This window comes from Bacillus canaveralius, from assembly GCF_002860125.1.
Classification (GTDB): Bacteria; Bacillota; Bacilli; order Bacillales; family Cytobacillaceae; genus Bacillus_BJ; species Bacillus_BJ canaveralius.
Genome location: NZ_PGVA01000100.1, coordinates 1 through 5804 on the forward strand (window position 1 = coordinate 1; position 5804 = coordinate 5804).

The following is a 5804-nucleotide window of genomic DNA, read 5'->3' on the forward strand; positions in this document are numbered from 1 at the left end:
CATCTGGTAATCCATGGCTCCACCTACTTGCGACGGAAACGGCATCTGGCAGTCCATGGCTCCGCCTACTTGCGACGGGAACGGCATCTGGTAATCCATGGCTCCACCTACTTGCGACGGAAACGGCATCTGGTAATCCATAGCTCCACCTACTTGCGACGGGAACGGCATCTGCTGATCCATAGCTCCGCCTACTTGCGACGGGAACGGCATCTGGTAATCCATAGCTCCGCCTACTTGCGACGGGAACGGCATCTGGTAATCCATAGCTCCACCTACTTGTGACGGGAATGGCATCTGCTGATCCATCGCCCCCAGCACCTGTGGCGGGAAGTATGGTGTCTGGTAATCCATGGCTCCCTTCACTTTCGGCGGCAAATGCGGGTATCCGTAAGGCGGCGGGCAAGGAGCAAACCCAGCTCCTGCTACAGATGGTCCAAGTGGCGCCTTATGCATCGGGGCATAAGGCATTTGCGCTCCTGCCACCTGCTGTGGATACTGCCCCTGCATTTGTGGCGGCATCTGATAATCCTCTGCGCCTGCCACGCCTGTCGGTAAACCAGATTGCATTTGTGGCATTTGCGGCATGAATGGAGAAGATTCATCATCCATTTGGTTCGTATAATTTATGCTTTGATTTCCTGCCACTCCATAGCTCGGGGGCATTTGCTGCATCGGCATCATGGACGCACCTTGTACTTGCGGATAAGGCATCCACGGCTGTTGCGGAAAAGCTGCTTGTTGATGTCCGGGCATGGCAGGTGAATTGTGGAAAAAGTTCGGTGAGTATGGATACATTGGTTCTTTGTAACCTCCTTGTTGTTTAGGCAACTGCGGTGCTGCTTCTTCTTTTACATTTGGGCTCTCTTCATTCATCATTCCGGGCAGAATATTAGTAGGTTTTGGCGGTATTTGCGGCAGGGGTGCTTGCTCGGTTGGCTGCTCCACGGACATATTGGCCATGTTGAGCGTATAATAATGATTAATGTCGATTTCAGGAATGACAGGCTGAGGCATTTTTGGAGTATACGGTGCTTTCGGCTTTTCTTTTACGGGTTCCTTCTGTTTTTCAATGGCAGGCGCTTCTTTTTTGGGAGTTGGCGCAGGTTTTGGTGCTTCTGTTACCGGCGAAACTTGCGGCTTTTCTTTTACTAAAGGATGTTCGACTTTCGGCATTTCCTTTTTAGCACCCACACTGATTTTTGCTTCCGGCTTCCCTCCAGTCAGCGGAGCTTCTTTTTTGATCGTTCCTCCAGATGTGGGAACTTTTATCTTCATCCCGGGCATAATCATATCAGGGTTGCTGAGCTGTGTATTCATCTTTTTCAGCTCTTCAAAGTTCACGCCGTACTTCTTGGCGATCTTCCAAAGAGTATCCCCTTTCTGTACGATATGGATCTTCACTATGATTTCCCTCCTATGGCATAAGTCCATACATTGTATGTCAAAGTAGGCAAATTGCTAACAGTCTACACAAAAACTTATGCTGCACTCTCCAGAAATATGAACGAAGCAAGGCATGAGCCATTAAAAATGCTGAAAGAACGGACTGCGAGTTGAGACCGTAATACGTCTTTAGAAGCAAAATCTGCGTAAATAGTGATTTATCGCAGGTTTTTATGTTAAAATGGGACATCATTTATACAAGGAGTAATGTGATGAAGGACCAAATGAAGGTGCTCGGAGATGAACGACGCGAGCTGCTGTTGCAGCTGTTGAAAGAGAGCGAAAAACCGCTAACCGGCAGTGAACTGGCAGCGAGAACGAATGTAAGCAGGCAGGTAATTGTCAGCGATATCACCTTATTAAAAGTAAGAAAGGAGCCGATTATCGCAACGAGCCAGGGTTATATATACTTAAGGCCAGTCTCGCAAACGCCGGTTTTTGAGCGGACGGTCGCCTGCTTTCATCCTCCGGAAAGAACGGAAGATGAGCTTAATCTCCTCGTCGATTTAGGCGTAACCGTCAAGGATGTTAAAATTGAACACCCGGTCTATGGAGATTTAACGGCTTCGATCATGGTATCGAACCGAACGGAAGTTCAACGATTCATGCGAAAAATCCACGAGACGAAAGCTGCCTTTTTGTCTGAACTGACAGCAGGAATTCACCTGCATACGATTTCAGCCCGATCCGAACAGACGTTAATCGAAGCAGAGTCCGCCCTCAAACAAGCAAATTTCCTTGTCTCGTCTTAAACTAAGTTTAATTTAACAGAAAAAGGATCCTGCCCGGATCCTTTTTGTATTTTCTTCTATTAAGTTCGCTGTTTTGCTTCAAGATGGAATGAAGGGTAGCTTCCAAGAAGCTTTACTTTGCAGCCAAGTGCTTCAAGCTCCTGGATAACGCCGGGAATCAGGACTTCATCCATCTTCATCTCAACATCAATAATGAAAAAATAATTACCGAGCCCAGTTTTCATCGGCCGTGATTCAATCTTCGACAAATTAAGCTTTCTCCATGCAAACGCAGATAAAACCTGGTGCAGGGCCCCGGCATGGTCTGACGGAAGAGTCACCATAATTGATGTTTTATCACCTTTATATAGGGATTGCGGCCCCCCTGGAGCAACAGGGGATAATGATAGAATAATAAAGCGGGTATGATTATCCGCAAAATCATGGATATTTTCTTTAACAATCTCAAGTCCGTATTCCTTTGCGGACAGCTCATTGCCAATCGCTGCAGCATTTATTTCAGGATGTTCTTGTATGTATTGCGCTGCTGCTGCTGTCGATGTCGTATTTTGACAGCGCACACCGCGCAGTTCACTATGCAGAAACTTATGGCATTGGGCAATAGCATGTGAATGGCTGTAAACAAATTGCAATTGCTTCCATGATTTGCTGTTATCGGGATGTACCATTAAATGCTGGCGAATCGGAGCAGTGATCTCCCCGATAATCGGCAGGCCGGCTTCATGGATTAAATAGTCGAGCGTAATGTTTACAGAGCCTTCAAGCGTATTCTCCATCGGAACAACCGCAAAATCGACGTCCCCTTCTAAAACGGCATCCATACATTCAGGAATAGTCAGGAATGGAACAGATTCTTCATCTCCAAACACCGCTTGCACGGCTAACTCTGTAAAGGTTGCCCGCGGTCCTAAAAAACCAACTTTCACGATAATTCCTCCTCAGTATTTAAACAAGCACACCGCTATAGTTTTTATAAAAAATAGCCGAAACCAGCCGTTAAGAGCGAGCCCTTAAGCACCTGATCCCAGCACTTCAACTTTTTCAACAAATTCAAGCCGCCGTAAGTTTAAAAGCAGCTCATCCATGTCGATTTCCATTCCCGTTGTATTTAAGGAGAGTGTCACATTTGCTCTTCCTTGCAGCGGAATTGTCTGGTGGATCGTCAGGACATTGCAGCCGGATGAAGCTACAACACCTAGCAGCTGTGACAACGTTCCAGAACGATCTTCCAGGTGGAAAAACAGTGTGATCAGCCGTTCCTTTACAATCGTATGAAACGGAAACACGGTATCTCGATACTTATAAAAAGCGCTTCGGCTCAAGTCAACCTTATGAACCGCATCCCATACCGATTCTGCTTTTCCCCGTTCAATCATTTCCTTCGCTTCAAGTGTTTTTTTCATTGCCTCGGGAAGAACATCTTCACGAACTAAATAAAATTTTTTATCGAATTTATCCTGTCTCATTTCCCCACCCCATTAAATCAAAAACAGTACATGCCAACTCTACTCGATAAACTCAAATTCGTAATCCATTAATTTTATTGTATCTCCGTCGGCAGCCCCTTTTTTGCGAAGCGCTTCGTCGATACCCATGCCGCGCAGCTGCCTGGCGAAGCGGCGTACAGATTCATCTCTTGAAAAATCGGTCATTTTGAATAAACGTTCCAATTTTTCGCCGGATAAAACAAAAGTACCATCCGGGTCTCGAGTGATCATAAATTCCTGTTGTTCTGCTTCATGCTTATACATGACGCGGTGGACATCTTGATCCGCTTCTTCTTCCACAACAAGAGGGAATTCCGGTGTATCCTCCAGCTTATCGGCAATTGCAAACAGTAAATCTCTCAACCCTTGACGGGTGATTGCAGAAATCGCAAAGACCGGAACGTCATCTGTAAGTTTAGCCTTAAACTCCTTTAAGTTTTCCTCCGCACCCGGCATGTCCATTTTATTGGCAACAATAATTTGCGGCCTCTCGGTCAGCCTTAAATTATATTCCTTTAACTCATTGTTAATAGTCAGATAATCGTCATATGGATCGCGGCCTTCGCTGGCTGCCATGTCAATGACATGCACAATAACCCTGGTCCGTTCGATATGCCGCAAAAATTGATGACCAAGGCCAACACCGGAGTGAGCCCCTTCGATCAGTCCCGGCAAATCGGCCAATACAAAGCTTCGCCCATCCTCTGTTTCAACCATCCCGAGATTCGGGACAATCGTCGTAAAATGGTACTCGGCAATTTTCGGCCGGGCCGATGACACGACGGAAAGAAGTGTTGATTTTCCGACGCTTGGAAAACCGACAAGCCCTACATCTGCAAGCAACTTGAGCTCCAGTATTATTTCGCGTTCCAGTCCCGGTTCTCCATTCTCTGAAAGTTCCGGAGCAGGATTGGCTGGGGTCGCGAAGCGGCTATTGCCCCGCCCGCCTCTCCCGCCCTTGGCGATGACAGCCCGCTGTCCATGCTCGGTTAAGTCAGCGATGACTTCACCCGTTTTATCATCCGTTACGATTGTTCCCGGCGGTACCTTTACCACCATATCCTTAGCGTTTTTTCCATGCTGATTTTTCGACATACCATGCTCACCGCGCGGAGCTTTAAAATGGCGCTGATAACGAAAATCCATCAGTGTTCTTAAACCTTCTTCGACTTCAAAAACAACATCGGCCCCTTTTCCGCCATCCCCTCCGGCAGGGCCCCCTTTCGGTACATATTTTTCCCGGCGAAACGCAACCATTCCGTTGCCGCCGTCTCCACCTTTTACGTATATTTTCACTTGATCAACAAACATTTTATTCCTCCCGTCTACAGTCCTGTATCCCCACTTTTCCCAAGACGAGAATCGCTCTATCTCCCATTCCCTAGCCCAACGGCACGAAAACATCGAGTGCGAGTTCCTGTTCAGAGAATTCCTGGATTTTTAACGACACAGCATGTTCATTAGCCTCCAGAAAATATTCTAGCTGCTGTTTATTTGTTATTATTCCGCTAAAATCAAAAAAGAAACGAACCCCTTTTTTTCCGGGTTGAATCGTCACCGATAAATGGTTTTCCCGGAAAGCTTCTATCGATGCATTTAAACATGAAAAAAAAGACCTTGTCCAGCTTGAAATGATCCGGTCATTCCCCGGTGACAGTTCATGCTCGTTTATCACTTCATATTCGAGTTGGAAGGAATGGTTTTCCCAATTATATGTAAGCAGCAATGAGGCTAGCTCCGGCATTTTTAAATTAGAAAGCTTTGCTTCATTTTGCGCCTCTACGACAATTTCATCAATGATTTCTTTTGCCCGGTCCATTTTATTTAACGCTATATTTCCTTTTATTAGTTGCAATTTATTTAGCCAATCATGCCGGGCGTGCCTGAGCACCTCGACAGTGTTCCAGTCTTTTTTCATACATCGACTCCTCAAGTTATTCAATCTTAGAAGACCGCTTGCTGATAGTATATCAAAAAAGACTACAATCGTAAGCAAATTTAAGGGCAAAAATGAAAATTTTAGAAAAACGCATCCTGCTAAATCGATGTTTTTTCCATTGTAGAGTAGAAAACAGGAATTAGATATTGTCTTCTTGTCCTCGGGTTTCAGGGTGTTCCA

At 45.9% G+C, this 5804-nt stretch carries 6 protein-coding genes; 1 reads left to right on the forward strand and 5 read right to left on the reverse strand.

What is annotated here, in order from left to right:
- A partial coding sequence (gene safA, locus CU635_RS22925) for a SafA/ExsA family spore coat assembly protein (protein WP_142383185.1) occupies window positions 1–1404 on the reverse strand: 1404 nt, incomplete at its 3' end.
- Window positions 1405–1658: 254 nt separating this feature from the next.
- Between safA and CU635_RS22930 the strand changes: the two genes are divergently transcribed.
- Entirely contained in the window at window positions 1659–2198 is a 540-nt protein-coding gene (locus CU635_RS22930) for a transcription repressor NadR (RefSeq protein WP_101579654.1), read from the forward strand.
- A gap of 59 nt (window positions 2199–2257) precedes the next feature.
- On the opposite strand, the gene pheA is transcribed toward CU635_RS22930, so the two are convergent.
- From pheA to CU635_RS22950, 4 genes are all read right to left on the reverse strand, one after another.
- Window positions 2258–3124: a prephenate dehydratase gene (gene pheA, locus CU635_RS22935; RefSeq protein WP_101579655.1), complete on the reverse strand. Its 867-nt coding sequence runs from the start codon at window positions 3122–3124 to the stop codon at window positions 2258–2260.
- Between the two features lie 84 nt (window positions 3125–3208).
- Window positions 3209–3664, reverse strand: a complete 456-nt coding sequence (locus CU635_RS22940; protein ID WP_101579656.1) for an ACT domain-containing protein — start codon at window positions 3662–3664, stop codon at window positions 3209–3211.
- 39 nt (window positions 3665–3703) lie between these two features.
- Window positions 3704–4996, reverse strand: a complete 1293-nt coding sequence (gene obgE, locus CU635_RS22945; RefSeq protein ID WP_101579657.1) for a GTPase ObgE — start codon at window positions 4994–4996, stop codon at window positions 3704–3706.
- A gap of 70 nt (window positions 4997–5066) precedes the next feature.
- Window positions 5067–5603, reverse strand: a complete 537-nt coding sequence (locus CU635_RS22950; protein WP_101579658.1) for a sporulation initiation phosphotransferase B — start codon at window positions 5601–5603, stop codon at window positions 5067–5069.
- Window positions 5604–5804 lie beyond the last annotated feature (201 nt).

Coding starts and splice junctions, on each gene's coding strand:
- CU635_RS22950 (WP_101579658.1), bottom strand. CDS start 5,603: ATGAAAAAAGACTGGAACACTGTCGAGGTGCTCAGGCACGCCCGGCAT.
- obgE (WP_101579657.1), bottom strand. CDS start 4,996: ATGTTTGTTGATCAAGTGAAAATATACGTAAAAGGTGGAGACGGCGGC.
- CU635_RS22930 (WP_101579654.1), top strand. CDS start 1,659: ATGAAGGACCAAATGAAGGTGCTCGGAGATGAACGACGCGAGCTGCTG.
- CU635_RS22940 (WP_101579656.1), bottom strand. CDS start 3,664: ATGAGACAGGATAAATTCGATAAAAAATTTTATTTAGTTCGTGAAGAT.